This window comes from Nitrosomonas cryotolerans ATCC 49181 (assembly GCF_900143275.1).
Classification (GTDB): domain Bacteria; phylum Pseudomonadota; class Gammaproteobacteria; order Burkholderiales; family Nitrosomonadaceae; genus Nitrosomonas; species Nitrosomonas cryotolerans.
In genome coordinates, this window is sequence record NZ_FSRO01000001.1 from 2046221 (window position 1) to 2069540 (window position 23320).

At 40.8% G+C, this 23320-nt stretch carries 22 protein-coding genes and 1 riboswitch; of the genes, 10 read left to right on the plus strand and 12 right to left on the minus strand.

Going from position 1 to position 23320, the window contains the following annotated elements; translation table 11 throughout:
• Window position 1 precedes the first annotated feature (1 nt).
• The 7 genes from BUQ89_RS09165 to hpnA all read left to right on the plus strand — a co-directional run bounded on the left by BUQ89_RS09165 (window position 2) and on the right by hpnA (window position 6220).
• Complete coding sequence (locus BUQ89_RS09165) at window positions 2–745, plus strand: ABC transporter ATP-binding protein (RefSeq protein ID WP_051537464.1); 744 nt, start codon at window positions 2–4, stop codon at window positions 743–745.
• Window positions 746–788: 43 nt separating this feature from the next.
• Window positions 789–1673 carry an MlaD family protein gene (locus tag BUQ89_RS09170; protein WP_028460531.1) on the plus strand — a complete coding sequence of 295 codons (885 nt, stop codon included), beginning with the start codon at window positions 789–791 and terminating at the stop codon, window positions 1671–1673.
• A 10-nt stretch (window positions 1674–1683) separates the two neighbouring features.
• Window positions 1684–2334, plus strand: a complete 651-nt coding sequence (locus BUQ89_RS09175; RefSeq protein WP_028460530.1) for an ABC-type transport auxiliary lipoprotein family protein — start codon at window positions 1684–1686, stop codon at window positions 2332–2334.
• Between the two features lie 76 nt (window positions 2335–2410).
• Window positions 2411–2530, plus strand: coding sequence for an LPS translocon maturation chaperone LptM (gene lptM / locus BUQ89_RS14240; protein ID WP_245813048.1), 120 nt, complete (start codon window positions 2411–2413; stop codon window positions 2528–2530).
• Complete coding sequence (gene lysA, locus BUQ89_RS09180; RefSeq protein ID WP_028460529.1) at window positions 2530–3783, plus strand: diaminopimelate decarboxylase; 1254 nt, start codon at window positions 2530–2532, stop codon at window positions 3781–3783. Before lptM ends, lysA begins: the two co-directional genes overlap by 1 nt.
• A gap of 142 nt (window positions 3784–3925) precedes the next feature.
• Window positions 3926–4978, plus strand: a complete 1053-nt coding sequence (locus BUQ89_RS09185) for a phytoene/squalene synthase family protein (RefSeq protein WP_028460528.1) — start codon at window positions 3926–3928, stop codon at window positions 4976–4978.
• Between the two features lie 252 nt (window positions 4979–5230).
• Window positions 5231–6220: a hopanoid-associated sugar epimerase gene (gene hpnA, locus BUQ89_RS09190; protein WP_028460527.1), complete on the plus strand. Its 990-nt coding sequence runs from the start codon at window positions 5231–5233 to the stop codon at window positions 6218–6220.
• Between the two features lie 292 nt (window positions 6221–6512).
• On the opposite strand, the gene rng is transcribed toward hpnA, so the two are convergent.
• From rng to metK, 12 genes are all read right to left on the minus strand, one after another.
• Complete coding sequence (gene rng / locus BUQ89_RS09195) at window positions 6513–7967, minus strand: ribonuclease G (protein WP_028460526.1); 1455 nt, start codon at window positions 7965–7967, stop codon at window positions 6513–6515.
• 34 nt (window positions 7968–8001) lie between these two features.
• The gene (locus BUQ89_RS09200; RefSeq protein ID WP_028460525.1) at window positions 8002–8625 is read right to left on the minus strand and encodes a Maf family protein; all 624 of its coding nucleotides are present in this window, start codon (window positions 8623–8625) and stop codon (window positions 8002–8004) included.
• A gap of 114 nt (window positions 8626–8739) precedes the next feature.
• On the minus strand, window positions 8740–9210 hold the full coding sequence (gene rlmH, locus BUQ89_RS09205; protein WP_028460524.1) for a 23S rRNA (pseudouridine(1915)-N(3))-methyltransferase RlmH: 471 nt from the start codon (window positions 9208–9210) through the stop codon (window positions 8740–8742).
• A gap of 200 nt (window positions 9211–9410) precedes the next feature.
• The gene (gene rsfS / locus BUQ89_RS09210; RefSeq protein WP_028460523.1) at window positions 9411–9746 is read right to left on the minus strand and encodes a ribosome silencing factor; all 336 of its coding nucleotides are present in this window, start codon (window positions 9744–9746) and stop codon (window positions 9411–9413) included.
• Entirely contained in the window at window positions 9743–10420 is a 678-nt protein-coding gene (nadD, locus tag BUQ89_RS09215) for a nicotinate-nucleotide adenylyltransferase (RefSeq protein WP_028460522.1), read from the minus strand. The genes rsfS and nadD overlap by 4 nt, the downstream gene beginning before the upstream one ends.
• 58 nt (window positions 10421–10478) lie before the next feature.
• Window positions 10479–11807 carry a dihydrolipoyllysine-residue acetyltransferase gene (gene aceF / locus BUQ89_RS09220; RefSeq protein ID WP_028460521.1) on the minus strand — a complete coding sequence of 443 codons (1329 nt, stop codon included), beginning with the start codon at window positions 11805–11807 and terminating at the stop codon, window positions 10479–10481.
• Window positions 11808–11917: 110 nt separating this feature from the next.
• Window positions 11918–14578, minus strand: a complete 2661-nt coding sequence (aceE, locus tag BUQ89_RS09225) for a pyruvate dehydrogenase (acetyl-transferring), homodimeric type (RefSeq protein WP_028460520.1) — start codon at window positions 14576–14578, stop codon at window positions 11918–11920.
• Between the two features lie 34 nt (window positions 14579–14612).
• A complete protein-coding gene (gene folD, locus BUQ89_RS09230) occupies window positions 14613–15470 on the minus strand; it encodes a bifunctional methylenetetrahydrofolate dehydrogenase/methenyltetrahydrofolate cyclohydrolase FolD (protein ID WP_028460519.1) in 858 nt (285 codons plus the stop codon).
• Between the two features lie 163 nt (window positions 15471–15633).
• Window positions 15634–16290 (minus strand): hypothetical protein, encoded by a 657-nt coding sequence (locus BUQ89_RS09235; protein WP_028460518.1) that lies wholly within the window; start codon window positions 16288–16290, stop codon window positions 15634–15636.
• A gap of 145 nt (window positions 16291–16435) precedes the next feature.
• Window positions 16436–17284, minus strand: coding sequence for a methylenetetrahydrofolate reductase [NAD(P)H] (gene metF, locus BUQ89_RS09240; protein ID WP_028460517.1), 849 nt, complete (start codon window positions 17282–17284; stop codon window positions 16436–16438).
• A gap of 283 nt (window positions 17285–17567) precedes the next feature.
• On the minus strand, window positions 17568–18992 hold the full coding sequence (gene ahcY, locus BUQ89_RS09245) for an adenosylhomocysteinase (protein WP_028460516.1): 1425 nt from the start codon (window positions 18990–18992) through the stop codon (window positions 17568–17570).
• Between the two features lie 16 nt (window positions 18993–19008).
• Window positions 19009–19086: riboswitch (S-adenosyl-L-homocysteine riboswitch) on the minus strand.
• Between the two features lie 59 nt (window positions 19087–19145).
• Window positions 19146–20309 (minus strand): methionine adenosyltransferase, encoded by a 1164-nt coding sequence (metK, locus tag BUQ89_RS09250; protein ID WP_028460515.1) that lies wholly within the window; start codon window positions 20307–20309, stop codon window positions 19146–19148.
• Between the two features lie 650 nt (window positions 20310–20959).
• Between metK and dapF the strand changes: the two genes are divergently transcribed.
• The 3 genes from dapF (at window position 20960) to hslV (ending at window position 23268) form a co-directional block, all read left to right on the plus strand.
• Window positions 20960–21787 (plus strand): diaminopimelate epimerase, encoded by an 828-nt coding sequence (gene dapF / locus BUQ89_RS09255; RefSeq protein WP_028460514.1) that lies wholly within the window; start codon window positions 20960–20962, stop codon window positions 21785–21787.
• Window positions 21788–21803: 16 nt separating this feature from the next.
• Window positions 21804–22475: a DUF484 family protein gene (locus BUQ89_RS09260; RefSeq protein WP_028460513.1), complete on the plus strand. Its 672-nt coding sequence runs from the start codon at window positions 21804–21806 to the stop codon at window positions 22473–22475.
• Window positions 22476–22746: 271 nt separating this feature from the next.
• Entirely contained in the window at window positions 22747–23268 is a 522-nt protein-coding gene (hslV, locus tag BUQ89_RS09265) for an ATP-dependent protease subunit HslV (protein ID WP_028460512.1), read from the plus strand.
• Window positions 23269–23320 lie beyond the last annotated feature (52 nt).

The window sequence follows — 23320 nt, forward strand, 5'->3', positions numbered from 1 at the left end:
GATGATTGCTCAAAACTGTATCATTGAAATTGAAGCATTACATACTCGCTTTGGTCAACTGGTAGTTCATCGGGATATTAATCTATGCGTGCATTATCACGAGGTACTGACATTGGTTGGCGGTTCTGGTAGTGGGAAAACAACATTACTACGACAGATGCTGGGTTTAGAAAGGCCAAGTAAGGGCAATATAAGGGTTTTTGGTGCCTCCAGATGTGATTGTGATTTTGACCTGCTGAGAAATATCCGTAATCGATCGGGAGTGTTATTCCAACAAGGTGCTCTATTTAGTGCCTTATCTGTGTTTGATAATGTTGCACTGCCATTGCGTGAACTTCGCACTTTAGATGAACGAATGATACGTGACCTGGTTATGTTCAAACTTGATATGGTTGCCATTGGGTCACAGCATGCAAATAAAATGCCTGCAAATCTTTCCGGCGGGATGGTTAAACGAGTCGCGTTGGCACGCGCTTTGGCATTAGATCCAGAGTTGTTATTTCTTGATGAGCCAACTGCAGGGTTAGATCCTGAGCTTAGCGAAGGTTTTGTGAAGCTGATACTTGCTTTACGTGCCGAAATGAATCTGACTATTGTCATGGTGACACACGATCTGGAAACATTATCTGCCTTATCGAATCGTATAGCAGTATTAGCTGATCAACAAATCGTGGCAATAGGCAATCTACAGGACATACGCCACCATCAACATCCATTCATTAATAGCTTCTTTAAGACTGTATAGAGTAGACTCACAATAGAAAATAGTAAACAAAAAGAGAGATATCATGGAAAATCGTGCGCACGCCCTGGTAGCGGGCTTATTTGTGATTTCCCTAAGTGTAGCTGCAATGTTCGTTGCTACATGGTTCAATGGAGATGTTATCAAGCGGAGTGATTATCTTGTGGTAACAAATGAATCAGTCACAGGACTTAATTCCCAGGCAGCAGTACATTATCGCGGGGTCAATATTGGTAAAGTAGAAAGTATTCGTTTTAATCCGGATAATTTAAACCAGATTCTGATTAATATCTCAGTAGATGAAAATATTATGCTTACCAAGAGTGTATATGCCCAGCTTGGCTATCAAGGTGTGACTGGATTAGCTTATGTCCAATTGAATGATGACGGGAGCGAACCTGAACGATTACAACATGATGCACAGATTCCAATGCGCCGCTCATTATTTGAGGAAGTCGCGGGCTCTGGGCAAGACTTACTGAGTAATGTAAACGAATTGGTAAAAAAAATGCATCTGTTATTGAGCGAAAAAAATCAAGCGCAATTTTCGAATATTTTGAAAAATATAGAAAAAGCAACGGGCCAGTTTGATGAGACTGCTAAGCAATTACAGCCTGTATTTAAGTCATTTTCAGGCTTAACTACAGAAACAGAGTCGGTTGTAGGCCATCTTGATCAATTGTTGCTTGAGATTCGTCATATTACAGCGAGAGTTAATCAGCAGGGAGGAATTATGGATAACCTGTCTCAAAGTACTGAAGAGCTTGCTGCTGCCATTCCAGAGCTTCATAAAATAAGTGATGGAGTGACACGCAGCACTTATAATTTAGATCGCGTTCTTCGCCAGGTGGAGGAAAACCCACAAAGCTTATTATTTGGTAGCCCCCCGCCGCTGCCAGGTCCGGGAGAATATGGCTTTATATCACCCTAAGCGACAGCTAATGAGAAAAATTCTTATATTGATTATGTTGCTGCTTTCAGGATGCGCTGTGGGGCCCCGATCGGAAGTTCCTGTCGCGATTTATGATCTTGGATTGGTCCATTCGCCGCATGTTGCTGATGCAGTCAAATCATCACGTGTAGAAACAGTAAACTTGCTAGTAGCAGAAGTGATATCGCCGATATGGCTTGATAGTCAGGCAATACGATATCGTTTTGCTTATCATAATTCCTCACAATCATATGCATATGCTTATAGTCGCTGGATTGCTGCGCCTGCGGTTTTACTCACAGAGAGAATGAGAAGTCGTATTGTTACTGACACTGATAATAAAGTCATAAGGGATAAGAATAGCGCAAAGGCTGATTATGGGCTGTACACCGAACTTGAAGAATTCTCTCAGGTTTTTGATGCTGCTGATAACAGTCATGTTGTAATTAGCCTGCGTGCCCATCTGATTGAGCAGCGTACCCGTTTAATACTGGCTCAACACCGTTTTCATATAAATATAACCGCGCTTACTCCGGATGCCACAGGAGCTGTAACGGCCTTGACTGAAGGAACGAATGAGTTGCTCGATAATTTGCTAGACTGGCTTACTAAGGAAGTAGCTAATCGAAAACTATCTGCCCAATCTGTTACAGATAATTAGTTTTATGTATCGCTGCGGCGAGATGCACTTATGTTAATATCCTGATATTTATAGATTTGACGATCCTTTTATGCGCATGTTCTGTACCGTTTTTTTATTAATATTATTACTGAGTGCCTGTGGCTTGAAAGCGCCACTTTATCTACCGCAAGATAACGCGTTGTCTCATGTTTCACAGGATCCGAAGGAAAATTAATGAGTGGTTTCTCATCTTTTATTTATCGTAATAATGAGCTTTATGCCGAATCGATTTCTTTGCAACAGATTGCCCATGAGTATGGAACGCCTTGTTATATTTATTCGCGCTCAGCATTAACGAGGGCTTATCAAGAATTTGATTCTGCGTTTACTTCACATGCGCATCTTATTTGTTATGCGGTCAAAGCGAATTCCAATATTGCCGTTCTTAACTTGTTTGCCCGTTTAGGCAGCGGCTTCGATATTGTTTCTGGTGGAGAATTACAGCGCGTTCTTAAAGCAGGCGGAGATCCACGGAAAGTTGTGTTTTCAGGTGTCGGTAAGAAGATTGATGAAATGCGTATGGCACTGACTGCTGATATTCTTTGTTTCAATGTGGAGTCTGAAGCAGAGTTATTGTTATTGAATCAGGTAGCCAGTGAAATGCATAAAACTGCACCCGTGAGTTTACGAGTCAATCCTGATGTTGATGCGAAAACACATCCCTATATTTCTACCGGTTTAAAAGAAAACAAGTTTGGAATACCGATCAATGAAGCGGAAAGACTCTATAGTTCTGCCAAGCAATTCTCTCATATAAATTTTATGGGACTGGATTGTCATATTGGGTCTCAGCTAACCGATCTGGATCCATTCGTTCAGGCACGTAAAAAAATGTTTGATTTAGTGGATCGCCTGGAGAAGCAGGGTTTACAAATTAATCATCTGGATCTTGGCGGTGGATTGGGTATTCGTTATGCTGATGAAACCCCACCGTCCATAAAGGACTATGTTTCAGCTTTATGCGCCAGTATCGGTCAGCGTAAGAAACGTATCCTAATTGAGCCAGGACGTTCGCTGGTAGGTAATTCTGGCTTGTTGCTTACTCGGGTAGAATACCTTAAACATACCCCAGAACGTAATTTTGCTATCGTTGATGCTGCCATGAATGATCTCATGCGTCCAGCTTTCTATAATGCTTATCATGAGATATTACCGGTTATTAAGGGTAAAGGAACTGTCTCTAATTATCAAATAGTGGGTCCAGTCTGTGAGACAGGTGATTTTCTTGGACATAACCGGAAACTGACTCTGGCAAGCGGAGATTTACTTGCTGTCATGTCCGCAGGTGCCTACGGCATGAGCATGAGCTCAAATTACAATACTCGCCCTCGCGCTGCTGAAGTGATGGTGGACGATAATAATATTTATCTTATTCGTGAACGTGAATCGGTAGATCAGTTAATGGCTGCTGAGAAAATACTCCCTTAATCCGATATTTCCATCGAGTAATAATGGAATAACGAAGAATAGCTGTTACTCACTAGGATTACACGCTGATATACAGAAAGAGAGTGTCTCGGTGTCTTTAGTTATAGTAACATGCGATATTGATTGACGCTCATATCTGTAAATGACAAGCTATTCTAGTTTTAAAGATGAACAATATCAGGATTACATTCTGCAGGGTGTCTCACGCACATTTGCTTTAACCATTCCACAATTGCCAGAAGCACTGAGTCGAGTGATCGGAAACGCTTATCTGTTGTGCCGCATTGCAGATACGATAGAGGATGATAATGCATTAACGCCGGAACAAACTCGCAGGCTTTCAAATGTATTTATTGAGGTTGTTTGTGGAAATATTGCAGCGGAAGAATTTGTTGAAGAATTATTTCCACTTCTTTCTGACCACACTATTCCGGCTGAACACGAATTAATAAAAAATACGCCCGCTATTATTCGTGTTACACATAGTTTTAATGCCAGCCAGCGCGTGGCATTAGAGCGCTGTATTCGTATTATGGGACGCGGCATGGCTGATTATCAGGATACGGAAACGCTAGCAGGATTAAAGGATTTATCGGCGTTAAATCAATATTGTTATTATGTTGCTGGCGTTGTGGGAGAAATGCTCACGGAATTATTTTGTGATTATTCAGAAAAAATAAACCGAAATAAACCGGCTTTAATGGAGTTGGCTGTATCATTTGGCCAGGGTCTGCAAATGACCAATATTCTTAAGGATATATGGGATGATAGAAGACGGGGTGCATGCTGGCTACCGCAAGATATTTTCCTTAAGGAAGGATTTGATTTGAGCCAATTACGACCCGGCAGCTCTGATGAAAGATTCCAGGCTGGGTTAGGTGTATTGCTTGGTGTAGCCAGGCAACACTTACAGAATGCGCTTGCTTATACCTGCATGATTCCCCCAGAGGAAAAGGGAGTGCGGCGATTTTGTCTATGGGCGTTGGGAATGGCGATTCTAACGCTGAACAAGATTAATCAACACCGTGACTTCAATGAGGCAAGACAAGTTAAGATTACGCGTGGTAGTGTTAAAGCAACAATCTTAACTACAAGCTTATTTGCAAATTATAATCTAATTTTAAATATGCTTTTTAATATAATGTCTAGAAATTTACCTGATACGAGTTTGATTGAGCTTTCTAAGCGATTATAAAAATGCATGATTAGAATGTTACTGTATTGAAGAAATTAAACAGAGAAAGTTTGTTTTTTTAAGTACAAATTCATTAAGAGAGGTTTTTGAAAAATCCCTCGCCAGAAATATTCTACTATTGATCATCATACTTTGGAAATATGCTTGTTTTTACTATTTAGATATTCGAAAAGCGTTAAATCCAGTTAGCCTTTTGATGCTAATAACTCAGGAGCCAATTAGTATAATGAAACATGAGGATATTACCTTATTATGAAATCATTGGTTACTGGGGCAACTGGTTTCCTTGGCTCAGCTGTCATGCATTGTTTGCTGGCAGCGGGTCATGAAGTTAGAGTATTAGTTAGACCAAAGAGTGATCGGCGTAATCTTGGGAAACTACCGATTGAAATCGTTGAAGGAGACCTACGTGATTCTGTATCGTTAAAACGCGCTACTGTGGGTTGCGATAACCTATTTCATGTTGCTGCGGATTATCGACTCTGGGTACCTGATCCCGAGATCATGTATGACATCAATGTCAAAGGAACTCGCGCATTAATATTAGCGGCTGTTGAAGCCGGTGTAAAACGTATCGTCTATACTAGCAGTGTAGCTGTATTAGGACTGAATCACGGGGGGGTACCGGCGAATGAAGAAACGCCTTCTAGTCTTGCAATGATAGCGGGACATTACAAACGCTCAAAGTTTCTGGCTGAACAAGCTGTCAAACAACTTACGGATGAACTGGCATTATCTTTGGTTATTGTAAATCCATCTACGCCGATAGGGCCACGAGATGTTAGACCCACACCAACTGGACGCATTGTGCTGGATACACTGCTTGGCAAGATGCCTGCCTATGTAAATACCGGTTTAAATGTTGCCCATGCTGATGATATTGCATATGGACATCTGTTAGCCTTTAAATATGGAAAACCCGGCGAACGTTATATTCTAGGGGGAGATAACATGACATTGCTACAGATATTGCAAGCAATAGATGAGATTAATGATAAACGCTTAAAGCGAATTAATTTACCATTAAATTTCATGTTACCCACCGCCTGGATAATGGAAAGAATTTCAATGATTACGCATACTGAGCCACGTGCTACAGTAGACAGTATTCGTATGGCCAAAAAAATTATGTTTTTCACTAGTAAAAAGGCTGAGCGTGAATTAGGCTATCAACATCGGCCCGCGATTGAAGCTCTTAGAGATGCGATACTCTGGTTCAAGAAGAATGGTTATTGCAAGTAGGAGCAATCATTTCAACTGAGTTAATTTTTTTCACCCAAGCCACCTTGGTCAGGTGCTATATTTTCAAAAACTTTTGCAAAAGCCCTTGCTAGAAATTTCAACTCATTGATTATAAAGGATTGTCTTTCCAACTATTGGGGTTTTGCAAAGGCCTCTTTCAGATTCTAGATAGAGCCGACTTAAAATACGATTTAATGAAATTTATTCACTACTTTTTTGATATTGCTTACAGAAATAATTATCATGTTAAATATATGTGCGTGATATAACGCTTTAGCTAATTGCTGTTATATTACATGAGGATGACATCATATTGCTCTTGTGTATAAGATTCTTCTACCTGTAGACTGATCGGTTTCGCGATAAAATCACCGAGCTGAGCCAGGCTTTGAGATTCTTCATCAAGAAATAAATCAATGACTTGCTGAGAAGCGAGAATACGAAATTCATTTGCATCAAATTGACGCGATTCACGCAGTAATTCACGTAGGATCTCGTAACAAATGGTTTGCGCTGTTCTAATTTTCCCTCGTCCCTGGCAGGTTGGACAAGATTCGCACAGGACCTGATTCAAACTTTCGCGAATACGTTTTCGGGTCATTTCAATTAAACCGAGCGTAGTAAATCCGTTTATAGTCATGCGTGTTCGGTCTTTCATTAAAGCCTTATTGAACTCGCTTAACACCGCATTTTTATGTTCCTCATTATCCATATCGATAAAATCGATAATGATAATCCCACCCAGATTACGTAGACGTAGTTGGCGAGCAATGACCTGGGCTGCCTCTAGATTCGTTTTGAAGATTGTGTCATCAAAACTTCGTACCCCGACAAAACCGCCAGTATTGACATCCATGGTGGTCAAGGCCTCGGTCTGGTCAATAATAAGGTATCCACCCGATTTTAAGTTTACGCGTTTTGCTAAAGATTTTTCAATTTCATCTTCTACGCCATATAAGTCAAATAACGGCCTTTCTCCAGTATAAAGGGCGATGCGCTCCGCTAAATTAATCATATAACTTCGGGCAAATATAACCAGCTTTTGATGATTTTCACGGGAATCCACGTAAATCCGCTTAGTATCATCATTTACAAAATCACGTAACACACGGTGGCTGAGATCTAGGTCCTGGTAAAGCAATACTGGTGCGGTAACAATTAAGGATTTCCGTTGGATATCGTGCCACAGCTTATGCAGATACTCAATATCTGCACGCAGATCACTCTCATTTGCTGCCTCGGCCATTGTCCGAATGATATAACCACCTTTCTCATCACGAGGCAGTACATGTTCTAGCTTTTCTCGTAATAATTCGCGTTCATCATCATTTTCTATACGCTGGGAGATACCGATATGAGATTCCTGCGGAAGATAAACCAGCATGCGTCCGGCTAGACTAATTTGAGTAGAAAGTCGTGCACCTTTAGTACTAATGGCATCTTTGATCACCTGAACAAGAATATTGCTTCCTGCGTGTAGCAACTTTTCAATTGATTTTATAGACTGCTTGTTTTGATCTGATCCCCAGATATCCGCAATATGTAAAAAAGCTGCACGATCCAAGCCAATATCCACAAATGCTGACTGCATTCCAGGCAGTACACGGCTGACTCGGCCATTATATATATTACCGACAATACCTTGGCCACTGATGCGTTCAATATGTAACTCTTGTGTTACACCTTGCTCGATGATGGCAACGCGTGTTTCCTGTGGTGTGATATTGACAAGAATTTCATTACTCATAAAAAGTATAGTTCAAGACTTAACGAGTACTGGTTTATGGAAATATTTCTATTCCGGATTCTTCTAATAGTTGTGCAGTTTCAAATAATGGCAATCCCATTACCCCGCTATAACTACCCGATATTTCAACTATAAATGCAGATGCTATACCTTGAATTGCATAAGCACCGGCCATGTCATATATTTTGTTATTGGCAAGACAGCTGCGAATCTCACGTTTTCCAATTTCACGAAATCGTACTGTAGTGGTTGATAAACGAACTTGTAATTCATTTTTAATTATGACGGCTATTGCAGTCAGTACCTGGTGAGTGCGTCCAGAAAGTGCCCACAACATTTCTTCTGCATGAGCCATATTCCTTGGCTTGCCAAGAATATATCCGTCAAGCGCTATTACCGTATCCGCTACTAACATAGGTAATAAGGGTAATTTACGCTGCATTAATCGTTTCCATCCTTCTTCAGCCTTGATATGAGTAATACGGTAAACATAGTCTATCGGTGCCTCATTCGATAAGGGTGTTTCATCAATGTCAGGAGGACGACACAGTGTTTCACGCAATAATAATACTTTATATTTTACTCCAATTTGTTTTAGTAATTCTCGTCTGCGAAGGCTATGAGAAGCAAGATATATATGATTTTCCAGAAAGGTCATGACGAATATAATCTTTATAAAAAAGCAGCGCGTATATTATGATTCGAAAGTTCTTATAATATGTTCTCTTTATCAAAGAGGAAAGTATTATCGTCCATTTCTATCATGCCAGAATTACCTGCGGTGATACGGGTGATTCTTGATAATGGATATCGCACGATATAGCTGTTCGGCCAATATTATTCGTGCCAGGCCATGTGGTAGCGTTAATGTAGAAAGTGATAAAGTTTCACTCTTCAAATTTTTGATATTATCATGCAGTCCATCTGCGCTACCGATAATAAAGGCAGTATCTCCACCAACCCTCATCCAGTCGCTTATCACATCGGCTAATTTGGTTGTCGACCAACGCTTGCCCCGCTCATCTAAAATTATCAAACGGCACCCGGATGTTATTGCAGCCCGTATACGCACACTTTCAGCATATAGTAATTGTTCACTTTGCTTTCCATCAACCCGCTTTTCAGGCTTGATTTCGACTAATTCGACGGTTATCTCATGAGGCATACGCTTGATATATTCAATATAACCGGCCTTGATCCAGTCTGGCATTTTATTACCGACCGCCAGAATGTAGAATTTCATAATATGAAGTATCTATATAAATATAATATAAATTTAAGCCACCAATTACCGTGCCTCTATTTAGTAACTGTATGTAAAAATTTATAATTGAAATTGAATAACCTCCAATTTCAATTTTATACCTAATAAATGATAGTTTAGGATTGTTGATATGAGATCGTACGATATTTGATCCGAATATCGAGTTGGTAGTTTATTTTCTAATTATCTTTGCTTTGGTCTGTCCATAGCGCTTTAATGTTGTAATATTGGCGGGTGGCAGGTTGCATGATGTGCACAATAACATTACCTAAATCAACGAGTATCCATTCTCCGGATTGCTCCCCTTCTACACTATAAACCGTCTCATTTGCTGCCTTTGCTTTTTCTTGCACATTATTAGCTAATGCCTTGACTTGACGGGTTGAGTCAGCGCTCGCAATGATCATATAATCAAACAACGAGGTTATTTTTGTCACATTCAGTATCTCAATATCATAAGCTTTAATGTCTTCTAGAGCGGCAATAGTTGTTTTCACCAGCGTATCTGCTTTCATTCTTCTCCGGAATACAAGTGATGGATATTAATATAGTCAAGAACCGCATCAGGAAGTAAATAGCGCGTACTTTTTTCAGCACTGAAAAATGAACGAATAGCTGTGGCGGAAATATCTAATAACGAAGTGGATGCCACAAAAACTAGTCCACTGGATTGGCGCTTCAAATCATTGGAGTTGGTTACCCAACGTGATGCACATTCTTTTTTCAAATCTTGTGGCAGTGTATCTTGATTCATCATGGAGATTCGTCCTGGACGATGCACAATGATAAAATGGCAAAGAGTAAATAACTCACGCCAACAATACCATAGGGGTAATTTCATAAAGGCATCGATCCCTATGATAAAGCATAAAGCAGTTTTGTCATCTCCAGATTCATATTTATATTCGCGTAATGATTCCACGCTCGAACTTTTTCCTTCACGATTAATTTCGCGTGCATCAAGTATAAATTTGGAATTATTTTGTATCGCTAGGTGAGTCATCATGAGGCGATGATATCTTGATGCGAATGGATCGCAGCGTAAACGAGGCGAACCTGAGGGAATAAAATGTATTGTCTGAAAGCCAATAATATCGGTAAGCTCCTCTGCTATTCGTAAATGACCATAGTGAATAGGATCAAACGTTCCACCATAAATACCAGTCAGAGAAAATTTCAGTTCAGACATTACTCATGGGGTATTATGTGTATCACAGTATAGAGAAAGCTCCATCTTAATTATATTTTTATAATAAGGCTAAACGCATATCTGCTAGCATCTCAGTCAGATGTGCAGTGAAACGTGCGGCTGATGCACCATCGATCACTCGATGATCGTAGGATAATGACAGTGGCAGTATTAAGCGCGGGATAAATTGATTATCACGGTAAACGGGTTTCAAGCTTGCCCGGGAAACACCAAGAATAGCAACCTCTGGTGCATTGATAATGGGCGTAAAAGCAGTACCACCAATACCGCCAAGGCTTGAGATAGTAAAACTTGCACCTTGCATTTCTGTCGGTTTTAATTTTCCTTCACGAGCCAATTCTGAAAGTTTGCTTAATTCTTCAGCAATAGCAACCACCCCTTTTTGGTCGATATCTTTAATTACAGGCACGACCAGCCCATTTGGTGTGTCTACTGCAAAGCCTAAATGATAATAATGCTTGATAATTAGATTTGTTTCTTCGCCTTCGCTGCTCAATGAAGCATTAAATTCTGGGAATATCTTTAGTGTTGTGATTAATCCCTTCATTAAGAAGGCTAATAGAGTGAGCTTAACCTTGTTCTTTTCTATAGCTTCATTAGATCTTTTTCGTAATATTTCCAGGTCAGTGATATCGGCTTCATCAAACTGAGTAACATGTGGAATCATGACCCAGTTACGGTGCAAATTGGCGCCAGAGATCTGTTTTATGCGTGTGAGCGGTTTTTGCTCTATCGGGCCAAATTTAGCAAAGTCAACTCGTGGCCATGGTAATAGATTCAGTGCCGTCCCTGTATCGATATTATTCTGGGATTCCAGAAGACTTGTTTTTACATACGCCTGAATGTCTTCCTTAAGGATACGTTGTTTGGGGCCGCTGCCTGTAATTAAGGCTAGATTCACGCCGAGCTCACGTGCAAAACGTCTTACCGCAGGACCTGCATGTGCTTTATGTAAGGCAGTATCATTTGTCAATAGATCTCTATTGTTAAATTGCGATGGCTGCCTTGTTTCCCTTTTCTGTGCCGGCTGCGGTATTACTTCCTTTAACTCGCTCTCTATTGAAGCTGTGGATATATCAGTTGAATCTACAGGCGCAGATTCTTTTGTGTTCGTATTTTCGGTATCGAGTATTTCCAGCGATAAAACGGGTGTACTCTCGGAAACTTTATCTCCTGGTTTGACATATATTTCTTTAACGATGCCAGAGAGAGGGGCCGGTATTTCTATTGTAGCTTTGTCTGATTCTAATGAGATTAACGGATCTTCAGTTACAATTTTATCGCCTACTTTGACGAGCAGCTCTATAACAGGTACATCCTTAAAATCGCCTATATCAGGAATTAATATTTGCTTAACTTCAGCCACAGATTTTCCTTAAATCATATATTACAGATATATAGATAACTACCGAATAACTCCATTCGGTCATTGGATAATTATAATTATGGTTAGTTTTATTATGAGGTTAACTGGCCTTAAAGTGTAACTGGATCAGGCTTATTCGGATCAATACCAAATTTTTGTATCGCTTGAACAACCTGTTTATCAGGAATACTCCCCGCTTCAGCTAGTGCTTTAAGTGCTGCGACTGTTACATAATAACGATCTACCTCAAAAAATTGTCGTAGTTTTTCGCGTGTATCAGATCGCCCAAAACCATCCGTTCCCAACACACGGTAGCATCCAGGAACAAATTCACGTATCTGATCTGCATAAATCTTCATATAATCAGTCGATGCCACCACAGGGCCTTCTCGATCTTTTAAGCATTTAGTCACATGGGATGATCTAGCTGGTTCAGTCGGATGTAACATGTTCCAGCGAGACACACTCATTGCCTCACGTCGTAATTCATTAAAACTGGTAACACTCCAGATATCGGCATTCACATTATATTCTTTCTTAAGTATTTCTGCCGCAGCAATCACTTCGCGCAAAATTGTGCCAGAACCGAGTAGCTGTACACGTGGGCTTTTACTCCGCTTGTTACCTTCCTGAAATAAATACATTCCTTTTAATATATTCTGTTCCATTCCTTTCGGAATCTCTGGCTGAGAATAATTTTCATTCATTACGGTAATGTAATAATATATATCCTCTTGCTCCTGATACATGCGGCGTAAGCCATCCTGGATAATAACCGCCAGTTCATAAGCAAATGTTGGGTCATAGGAAACACAGTTTGGAATAGTAGAAGCAGTCACATGACTATGCCCATCTTCATGCTGTAGACCCTCACCATTCAATGTGGTACGACCAGCGGTGCCACCTAGCAAGAAACCACGGGATCGCATATCTCCTGCTGCCCAAGCTAAATCTCCTATGCGCTGAAAACCAAACATAGAATAAAATATAAAAAAAGGAATCATCTGTATGCCATGTGTACTATAAGCAGTTGCCGCTGCAATCCATGACGACATGGCACCGGCCTCATTGATTCCTTCTTGTAGAATTTGCCCGTGCTTATCTTCTTTATAATACATTAGCTGTTCAGAATCCTGTGGAGTATAAAGCTGGCCTATCGAAGACCAAATACCCAGTTGTCGGAACATGCCTTCCATGCCAAAAGTTCGAGATTCATCAGCAACAATCGGTACAACACGCTTACCAATCTCTTTATCTTTTACCAAAATATTCAAAATGCGTACAAATGCCATGGTCGTGGAAGATTCACGGCCTTCGCCACTTGCTTTTAGCAATGATTCAAAAGCTGATAAAGGTGGGATCTGTAGTGCTTCAGCTTTCTGTTTACGACGATGTAGAAACCCTCCCAGTGCTTGTCGTCGTGCATGCATATAGGTATATTCAGGCGAGTCTTCATCCAGCGTAAGATACGGAATATCGTCTATTTTATCATCCGGTATTGCCAACCCAAAGCGATTACGGAAGGCTTTCAATGAAGTCGTACCCATTTTCTTTTGTTGATGGGTAATATTCTGCGCCTCTCCAGCCTCACCCATACCATAACCTTTAATTGTCTTGGCAAGTATTACAGTGGCTTGTCCTTTGTGTTTTACTGCTGAAGCATATGCAGCATAGACCTTATGAGGATCATGGCCGCCGCGATTCAGTCGCCAGATATCATCGTCAGACATACTAGCAACCATCTCCAGTAATTCAGGATATTTACCAAAGAAGTGTTTGCGCACATAAGCGCCATCTCTAGATTTAAATGTTTGATATTCGCCGTCTACACATTCCATCATGCGTTTCTGCAGCAATCCTTTAGTATCTTTTGCTAATAAGGGATCCCAGTAGGATCCCCATATGACCTTGATGACATTCCAGCCAGCACCACGAAATGCGCCTTCCAATTCCTGGATGATCTTTCCATTCCCTCTAACTGGTCCATCTAGACGTTGGAGGTTACAATTAATAACAAATATCAGATTATCCAAATGTTCACGTGATGCCAGCGTGATGGCACCTAATGACTCCGGTTCATCCATTTCGCCATCACCCATGAAGGCCCATATTTTACGCCCCTCGGTATTGACTAATCCTCGGCTCCCGAGATATTTCATGAAGCGTGCTTGGTAAATTGCCATGAGCGGTCCCAACCCCATCGATACGGTCGGAAATTTCCAGAAAGTCGGCATTAGCCATGGATGTGGATAAGAGGACAGGCCTTTCCCGCCCGCTTCTTGGCGAAAATTATTCAGTTGTTCTTGTGTCAATTGTCCTGATAGAAAAGCATAAGCATAGATACCAGGCGAAGAATGCCCTTGAACATAAACCAAGTCACCACCATGGTTTTCACTAGGCGCATGCCAGAAATGATTATAGCCCACATCATAGAGTGTTGCGGCAGATGCAAAGCTTGCTATGTGCCCCCCGACATTGGTGGCTTTGTTAGCACGCAGTACCATTGCCATGGCATTCCAGCGAACATAAGAACGAATGCGATGCTCAATTGCATTATCGCCTTGCGAGCGTTCTTCCAGACCGGGTGGAATAGTATTAATGTAAGCGGTATTAGCACTATAGGGAAGATATGCGCCAGAACGCCGTGCTTTCTCCACCAGTTTTTCTAGTAGAAAATGAGCGCGCTCAGCACCCTCTCTGGTTAATACAGATTCCAGTGCCTCAAGCCATTCTTGTGTTTCCTGTGGATCAATATCAGGTTGTAATTCCATTTTCTAGACTTAAATAATTTTCTAAAATTGATATCTAACTAGCGATTCCTGCTCTTTCGGCCGCTGTGATAGTATTGCATAACAACATCGTAATTGTCATGGGGCCTACTCCGCCCGGTACCGGTGTAATGTATCCAGCTTTATCCTTAAGTGATTCAAAGTCTACATCACCTGTAAGTCTTCCATCAGGTAATCGATTGATGCCGACATCGATTACTATAACACCTGGCTTCACCATGTCAGCCGTAATCATGCGCGGCTTCCCGGTTGCGACCACTAGGATATCTGCACTGCGTGTAAATATTGATAAATCACGTGTTTTTGATGTGCAAATGGTGACGGTGGCGCCTTTTTCCAATAGCATTAATGCCATGGGTTTACCTACAATATTGCTGCGTCCTATTACAACTGCATGCTTGCCTTCAATGACGATATTGCTTTTTTCCAGCATTACCATCACACCAAAAGGTGTGCAAGGTGGAAATATAGTATTTCCCGTTACCAGTGCACCCACATTATAAAGGTGAAAACCATCGACATCCTTTTCTACAGCGATTGCCATAATCACCTTATTACTTTCAAAGTGTCGCGGCAGTGGTAATTGCACAAGAATTCCATGAATTCGTGCATCCTTATTTAATTCCTGAATGCAGTGTAACACTTCATCCTGCTTAGCATGGCTTGGAAAACTATGTGTCTCTGAGTATATCCCTACTTCATTACAGGCTTTTACTTTATTACGTACATAAATACTCGAAGCAGGGTCGTCACCTACGACTATGACTGCCAAGCCCGGTTTTTTGCCCTTTTTTGATAAATTTTCAGCACGAATCTTCCATTCAGCACGTACTGTTCTTGCTATCAACGTCCCATCTAAGATTTGAGCACTCATTATACGTTAGAGGTTAATCTACCTAATTGAGATGTGTATCAAAAAGAAAGTCTGATTGATCACATTCGTGAAACAGGCCTTGTTAATAATACTAAAATTTATTTCGTCGTGTTCGAATAAAATCTAGTGAATTCAGATAATATAACAAACTCAATCTATATGGTTAAGATGAGGGTAAATCCGAATGCTTCGATTTTTTAATTTTTATTCGATAGATCAAAAGTCCAATTAAGAACGTTGGAATAATGAATAGCATAGCTGAAATAAGCCCAGCTGCAAGAATAGCAATCGCACTATTTCCTGGCAAGAAGAGAGTTATAAACCAGATTACCAAAAAGGCGACAAATAAGCCTCCATAAAGCATTGTTTTCTTTCCACGATCATAGAGTCGCCAGAAAGATCCGGAAACCTGAACCTCATCAGTATAATGATCGAATACTTCAGCTAGGCTATGATCTCCAAGTACAGATTCATAGCCAATCGCAACAGCCAGTGCGCTGCTACCATCTGGGATCTGAGACATCTTTCTTAGAAACTCAATTCGTTTCTGTGCGTTTTTCTTATGTACGCCATCATAAATCAATATGGAGCGCATCGCCGAGAAAGCCATTTCACGCGCATCTTCTGAAGCGTTTAGGCTTTCAGCAAAGCGCCACATAACACCGAGTAAATAGAGATGAATAGTCATTTCCTTGAATTCAGGAGCAAAGTCATAACCTTTATCTTTTATAAGTGCGAGTTGTGTCGCTAAAATTTCTCTGCCGTGCTGAATGCAAGCATCAATTTTCGCTGTTTCTGAATCAATTTTTATATCATCCATTATTGCAACCTTCTGCTATATTTTGTTTATGCTAATTTCTTTCAGGAACGATTATTATATACTGGCTTGGCTTCTGCTCTCTTGAAAAAATGATCGTATACAAACTGATTATCAGATGTGGATGATACTGAAATCAACCATTATGTTACTTGATATTCAAACGTTGCCAAATAGTGGCTACGAATTTTGCTGAATTCAAGGTATAAAAATGCAGGCCAGGTGCGCCAGCCTTAAGTAAACGTTCACAGAGATCAGTTACAACATCCAATCCAAAAGCATGTATTGAAGCACTATCATCTCCATAGCCTTCCAGCTTTTTTCGAATCCACCGAGGGATTTCTGCACCACAGGAATCGGAGAATCTAACCAACTGTAAAAATTTATTAATGGGCATAATACCGGGCACTATGGGAATTTTTATACCCGCCGCTTCGCATGTTTTTACAAAATGAAAATATGCATCCGCATTATAAAAATATTGGGTAATTACCGAATCGGCTCCCGCTTCTATTTTCCGCTTGAAGTTTTTTATATCTTCCTGTGCTGAGCGCGCTTGCGGATGATATTCTGGATAAGCGGCGACATCAATGTGAAATGTACTACCGAATTCCTTACGAATAAATGCCACCAGTTCGCTTGCATAGCGAAACTCGCCTGCTTGTGCCATACCTGAGGGTAAATCGCCACGAAGTGCAACAATGTGCTGAATGCCACTAAGGCGGTATTTTTCCAGTACGGCTCGAATATTTTGCTGGGTTGAGCCAATGCAAGAAAGATGAGGTGCAGCCACATGCCCTTCCGCTTGGATTTCCAATACCGTTTCAAGCGTACGATCACGAGTAGATCCGCCCGCTCCAAAAGTTACAGAAAAAAACTTAGGATTAAACTGTGCCAGTTGTTTACGGGTAGCTCGCAATTTTTCTACTCCCTCTGGTGTTTGCGGGGGAAAGAGTTCGAAACTGAAAGTGGGTGTAAATTGTTTTTGTGATTCCATTTTTCCGATTACAGTCGCACCGAGTTTAGAAAATTGTGCTCAAAATATTACAAGCAAGAAGATAGTATCAACCGCTTACCAACTAGATGATTTCTCTCCTGATTAGGTTTGTCATGGAAGTTTACGGCAGACTCGGTTAAATCTGCCGTTTTGATTGAGCTTAACTTCGTTATCAGTTGATACTATTATGAGTGCCTGATCCAGGTGCTAAGCAGATAAGAATCAAAAAACTACTAATATGCATTTTTGCTATTCTATTCTTATCTATGCTTTAGTATTGCAATTAATATCGATACATTTCTGGTTTGTAAGGTCCATTCTTATCCAGATTGAGATATTGCGCTTGTTCATCAGTGAGCTCTGTAAGTTTTACGCCCAGCTTTCCAAGATGAAGTCGAGCGACTTTTTCATCCAATTGTTTAGGCAGAACGTAAACATTATTCTGGTATTTTTCTCCATTTTGCCAGAGTTCCATCTGTGCCAATACTTGGTTAGTGAATGAACTAGACATCACAAATGAGGGATGTCCCGTAGCACAACCCAGATTTACAAGTCTTCCCTGTGCTAACACAATGATACGACGGCCGGATGGAAAAATAACATGATCAACCTGTGGTTTAATATTCTCCCATTGATATTTCTGAACTGAAGCAATATCAATTTCAGAATCAAAGTGACCAATATTACATACAATAGCCTGATCTTTCATTCTCTGCATGTGGTCATGAGTAATTACTCGTAAATTACCCGTCGCAGTAACAAAAATATCAGCTTGCTCACAGGCTTCTTCCATAGTCACAACACGATAACCTTCCATCGCTGCTTGAAGTGCACAAATAGGGTCTATTTCAGTGACCCAGATAGTCGCGCCCAGACCACGTAAAGACTGAGCACAACCCTTTCCCACGTCACCATAACCACATACGACGGTGATTTTACCTGCGATCATTACGTCAGTCGCGCGCTTGATACCATCTACCAGTGATTCACGGCAACCATAAAGATTATCAAACTTAGATTTAGTGACGGAATCATTCACATTGAATGCCGGAAAAGGTAATTCACCTTTCTTTTGCATTTCATATAAACGGTGTACGCCCGTAGTTGTTTCTTCTGTAACTCCTTGAATATTAGCAAGATTTTTTGAATACCAGTCAGGTTGTTTTGCTAATTTGTTTTTGATTGAGGCAAATAGCGCTTCCTCTTCTTCATTTGTGGGTTCTGCAATAACTGACAGGTCTTTCTCTGCTTTGCTACCAAGAATAAGTAATAGCGTTGCATCACCACCATCGTCCAGAATCATATTTGCGGAGCTTGGTTTTCCATCAATTGACCACTCAAATATTTGGTGAGCATATTCCCAGTAGTCTTCCAGTGATTCTCCCTTATAGGCAAATACAGGAATATTTTTAGCTGCAATGGCAGCGGCGGCATGATCTTGTGTAGAATAAATATTGCACGAAGCCCAGCGTACCTCTGCGCCAAGTGTGACCAAAGTTTCAATCAGAACTGCGGTTTGTATGGTCATGTGTAGAGAACCTGCGATACGGGCGCCTGCTAAAGGCTTCTGGCCCGCATATTCTTTTCGCAAGGCCATTAAACCAGGCATTTCAGTTTCAGCTATAGCAATTTCTTTGCACCCCCACTCAGCTAACGACATGTCGGCAATTTTATAGTCAGTGCTATTAGGACTAAGCACAGCGTTCATAGAATATCCTTTTAAGTATGAACGAGCGCCGTTGTTACAATGTCCTCGCATACCGAGCCTCACGGAATTATCCGTTGCAGCGCTCCTCAGTTTGGAGGGTAAAACTTAAAATTCTTATGTTATTGAATAATAGACAACAATTTACCGTCTATTTCAAATTCCTGCATCAGCTCGAAGTTGTGCTACTTTATCTGTTGCTTCCCAGGTGAAGTCCGTGTCATCACGTCCAAAATGTCCATATGCTGCAGTTTTAGCATAGATTGGGCGCAATAAGTTAAGTGTGTGGATGATAGCGCGCGGACGTAAATCAAAATGCTGTTCAATCAGTTTAGCAATGGCTTCATCAGAGATTTTTCCTGTGCCGAAGGTATTAACCAACAGTGAAACGGGTCGTGCTACGCCAATCGCATAGGCTACCTGTATCTCACATTTATTTGCGATTCCTGCCGCCACAATATTTTTGGCGACATAGCGTCCAGCATAGGTTGCTGAGCGATCTACTTTGGATGGATCCTTGCCGGAAAAAGCGCCCCCACCATGATGTGCAGCTCCTCCGTAGGTGTCAACAATAATTTTACGTCCGGTTAAACCGCAGTCGCCCATTGGTCCGCCGACTACGAAGCGTCCCGTCGGATTGACCAGATATTGAATCTGTTCGGATAGCATCTCTTTTGGGAGCACGGGTTTTATGATCTCTTCAATTACTGCTTCAGTAAGTGCAGCTTGAGAAATATCCGGGTCATGCTGCGTAGAAATAACGACCGTTTCTATCCGTTGCGGTTTACCATCCTGATAACGTACGGATACCTGCGATTTAGCATCGGGACGCAACCATGCAAGCTGGCCTTTTTTTCTGAGCTCGGCTTGTCGCTCAACTAAACGATGCGCATAAAAAATGGGCATCGGCATCAATTGAGGTGTTTCATCGCAAGCATATCCAAACATAAGGCCTTGGTCACCTGCGCCCTGATCCATTTCTTCTTCTTTGCTACGATTAACACCTTGTGCAATATCTGGTGATTGTTTATTAAAAGCAGTTAATACGGCACAGGTGCTCGAATCAAAACCAATTTCTGAGCTGGTATAACCAATATTTTTGACTGTTTCTCGTGCAATGATATTGTAGTCAACTGAAGCGTGTGTGGTGATTTCGCCAGACAGAACAATTAATCCAGTGCTGCATAATGTTTCACAAGCCACGCGTGCATTCACGTCCTGACTCAGAATAGCATCCAAAACCGCATCTGAAATTTGATCCGATACTTTATCAGGATGACCTTCAGAAACCGATTCGGAAGTAAAGAGGTATTCACTCATATTTTAACTAAATGTTGTTTTGGGAGTAGCAAAGTATAGCATATAGCAAACTATGCCTTACTTAAGAAGGCCAACAAGTGATAACCCCTTATTTATCAAAAATCTGGTTTATTTTTGATTTTTTTAGCTTGTTTCGGAATATTTGTGAAGAATATCCAATATCGAAAATTATAGTCCGTATTGCAATCTTTATTGTTTATCTCTTAGCATAAAGATATGTTGATCACATCTTCATCGTTTTGATTAGACAGATATAACCGTTGCTTCCGTTAATTATAATCGTCCAGCATATAAGGCTATGAACTCTGTATACTGTCGCGCTACTAAATTTTTGTTTTATGTATCCTTACTTGCAGAAAGATTAAATGATTGTTACAACATGATTAATAAGTCAGGACTATAGTGAAATAAACTAACTTTGGATGAAACGGTTATCTGCTCCCCCTGCTGTATACGCGGAAATACATTAGATAAGCTGAAGCTGGATAAGCTGTTTGTGTATAAAAGTGGTTATCAGTTTGACACTACGATACATGTCCATTACAAGCGCAATTACAATTAGAAAAACGCATAAAAATTGACAGTAATTTTATTATGATGAGTGATTTTGTTATATCAATGGCGGATCTCAGAACCGTACGATTATCTGAATGAAATTAAAATTTACTAAAATGCAGGGCCTTGGCAATGATTTTGTTGTTATTGATGGAATTAGCCAATCCGTATCGCTGAGTCTAGAGCAAGTGCGTTTACTCGCGGATCGTCATTTCGGCATTGGCTGCGATCAGGTTTTATTAGTAGAGAAAGCCATCGGTGATGCTGATTTTCGCTATCGTATTTTTAATGCAGATGGTGGCGAAGTAGAGCAATGTGGCAATGGAGCTCGTTGCTTCGTTCGATATGTACACGAGCATGGAATAATCCATAAAAATGAGATTCGGGTAGAAACATTGAGTGGATTAATAACACCTAGATTGGAAGCAAATGGAGAGGTAAGCGTGAATATGGGGGTGCCCAGATTTGAACCATCAGAAATTCCTTTTGTTGCTGAGGCACGTGCTTTATCCTATTTGCTTGATATAGAAGATAGGCAGATAGAAGCCAGTGTTATTTCCATGGGAAATCCTCATGCCGTACGGATCATTCAGAATATCGAACAAGCGCCAGTACGGAGCGAAGGTGCTTTGATTGAATGCCATCCGCGTTTCCCGAAACGGGTTAATGTTGGATATATGCAAATAATAAATCGTAACTATATTAAATTACGGGTATACGAGCGCGGCGCTGGCGAAACGCTTGCGTGTGGAACGGGTGCCTGCGCTGCCGTCGTGGCTGGAATCAGTCAGAATTTGCTGGAAGCGAATGTAACGGTTAGTACTCGGGGCGGTGAGCTACTCATACGTTGGGATGGCGATAACCAACCAGTCTGGATGACAGGCCCGGCTGTGACCGTATTTCAGGGTGAAATTAGCTTGTAATAACCAAGGGATAAAGATGAAATCGGAAGAAGTCATACAATATTTACAAGATAACCCACAGTTTTTTAGCGAATATGCTGACATATTGGCTAATATTCATGTGCCACACCCTTATGACAGTAAAGTTATATCGATTAATGAGCGACAAATTATTACATTAAGAGATAAAAATCGTGCTTTACAAGATAGATTATTGGAGCTAATTAATTTTGGCGAAGAGAATGATGCTATTGGTGAAAAAATGCACCGCTTATCAATTAAATTACTCACCGTTTCCAGTATTGATGAGCTATTAGAAGGGTTAAATAACGACTTACGTGAAGATTTCTCGATTCCCCATGTCGCATTACGCCTGTGGGATATATCCTGTAATGATATGGAGCGAATTGAGTTTACAGTAACAAGTGAAGATATTCACACCATCTCTGAAAGTTTGACGTATCCATATTGCGGCACTCATATAGCGGATGAAATCAAGAATTGGTTTGGTAAAGATGCATCGGATCTGCAGTCATTTTCAATGATTCCGCTTAAGGTGCTCCATCCTATCGGTTTATTGGTATTGGGGAGCCCCGAAGCAAAACGATTTTATTCCGAAATGGGAACACTTTATCTGAAGCGACTAGGTGAGCTCACCAGTGCTGCATTTGCTCGTTTTGACCTGAAAACAGGTATCCTCAAGAAATAATTCATCCTATGAGTAATTGTATTGTTCCTATCGTGTCATGATGAAATGATATGTAAGTGATTCAAAGAATGCCTGAATATGCTGATATCGGTGCTATCAGGGTTTATACCGTTTATTTAAATTCTTAATATCATATTCTATTGATGACCTAGCTACCTTACGTAAAAAAGCGAAGGAATCCTTCAATCCATATTATGGGTCAACATAGATTACATTTTATATGTGAATCGGCGTTATAATCTCCCCTTTGCAACGAAATTTAAAATAAATCATGACAACAATAGTTTCAGCACGACGTGGCACACAGGTTGCCTTGGGTGGCGATGGCCAGGTAACGTTGGGTGCCGTTGTTGCTAAATCCAGTGCCCGTAAAGTACGCAGGCTGTATCATGATAAAATTTTAACTGGATTTGCCGGAGGAACTGCTGATGCTTTTACCTTATTCGAGCGTTTTGAAGGTAAGCTTGAAGCACATCATGGACATCTCATGCGATCTGCCGTTGAATTAGCAAAAGACTGGCGTACGGACCGTATCTTACGTAAACTGGAAGCGATGATGGTAGTGGCTGATCAGCAGACTACGCTTATTATTACCGGTGCGGGAGATGTTATTGAGCCCGAATTAGGTCTTGCGGCTATTGGTAGTGGTGGTGCTTATGCACACGCCGCTGCGCGCGCACTACTAGAAAATACTACGTTGACACCCAGGGAAATTGTTAGTAAGTCACTCGCTATTGCGGGTGATCTATGTATTTACACTAACCAAGATCATGCAATCGAGTCAATTGATTAAATGTGGCAAAAAATAAAAGTATTCGAGGCATTCTCATTTTAGAGAAATCCAA

What these genes read in the sequence shown, in the direction of transcription:
- folD (WP_028460519.1), bottom strand. Translation starts at nt 15,470, where the DNA reads ATGAGTGCTCAAATCTTAGATGGGACGTTGATAGCAAGAACAGTACGT.
- metF (WP_028460517.1), bottom strand. Translation starts at nt 17,284, where the DNA reads ATGGAATCACAAAAACAATTTACACCCACTTTCAGTTTCGAACTCTTT.
- aceE (WP_028460520.1), bottom strand. Translation starts at nt 14,578, where the DNA reads ATGGAATTACAACCTGATATTGATCCACAGGAAACACAAGAATGGCTT.
- metK (WP_028460515.1), bottom strand. Translation starts at nt 20,309, where the DNA reads ATGAGTGAATACCTCTTTACTTCCGAATCGGTTTCTGAAGGTCATCCT.
- BUQ89_RS09165 (WP_051537464.1), top strand. Translation starts at nt 2, where the DNA reads ATGATTGCTCAAAACTGTATCATTGAAATTGAAGCATTACATACTCGC.
- BUQ89_RS09260 (WP_028460513.1), top strand. Translation starts at nt 21,804, where the DNA reads ATGAAATCGGAAGAAGTCATACAATATTTACAAGATAACCCACAGTTT.
- BUQ89_RS09185 (WP_028460528.1), top strand. Translation starts at nt 3,926, where the DNA reads ATGACAAGCTATTCTAGTTTTAAAGATGAACAATATCAGGATTACATT.
- ahcY (WP_028460516.1), bottom strand. Translation starts at nt 18,992, where the DNA reads ATGAACGCTGTGCTTAGTCCTAATAGCACTGACTATAAAATTGCCGAC.
- hpnA (WP_028460527.1), top strand. Translation starts at nt 5,231, where the DNA reads ATGAAATCATTGGTTACTGGGGCAACTGGTTTCCTTGGCTCAGCTGTC.
- BUQ89_RS09200 (WP_028460525.1), bottom strand. Translation starts at nt 8,625, where the DNA reads ATGACCTTTCTGGAAAATCATATATATCTTGCTTCTCATAGCCTTCGC.
- rng (WP_028460526.1), bottom strand. Translation starts at nt 7,967, where the DNA reads ATGAGTAATGAAATTCTTGTCAATATCACACCACAGGAAACACGCGTT.
- hslV (WP_028460512.1), top strand. Translation starts at nt 22,747, where the DNA reads ATGACAACAATAGTTTCAGCACGACGTGGCACACAGGTTGCCTTGGGT.
- BUQ89_RS09170 (WP_028460531.1), top strand. Translation starts at nt 789, where the DNA reads ATGGAAAATCGTGCGCACGCCCTGGTAGCGGGCTTATTTGTGATTTCC.
- lptM (WP_245813048.1), top strand. Translation starts at nt 2,411, where the DNA reads ATGTTCTGTACCGTTTTTTTATTAATATTATTACTGAGTGCCTGTGGC.
- rsfS (WP_028460523.1), bottom strand. Translation starts at nt 9,746, where the DNA reads ATGAAAGCAGATACGCTGGTGAAAACAACTATTGCCGCTCTAGAAGAC.
- rlmH (WP_028460524.1), bottom strand. Translation starts at nt 9,210, where the DNA reads ATGAAATTCTACATTCTGGCGGTCGGTAATAAAATGCCAGACTGGATC.
- nadD (WP_028460522.1), bottom strand. Translation starts at nt 10,420, where the DNA reads ATGTCTGAACTGAAATTTTCTCTGACTGGTATTTATGGTGGAACGTTT.
- BUQ89_RS09235 (WP_028460518.1), bottom strand. Translation starts at nt 16,290, where the DNA reads ATGGATGATATAAAAATTGATTCAGAAACAGCGAAAATTGATGCTTGC.
- BUQ89_RS09175 (WP_028460530.1), top strand. Translation starts at nt 1,684, where the DNA reads ATGAGAAAAATTCTTATATTGATTATGTTGCTGCTTTCAGGATGCGCT.
- lysA (WP_028460529.1), top strand. Translation starts at nt 2,530, where the DNA reads ATGAGTGGTTTCTCATCTTTTATTTATCGTAATAATGAGCTTTATGCC.
- dapF (WP_028460514.1), top strand. Translation starts at nt 20,960, where the DNA reads ATGAAATTAAAATTTACTAAAATGCAGGGCCTTGGCAATGATTTTGTT.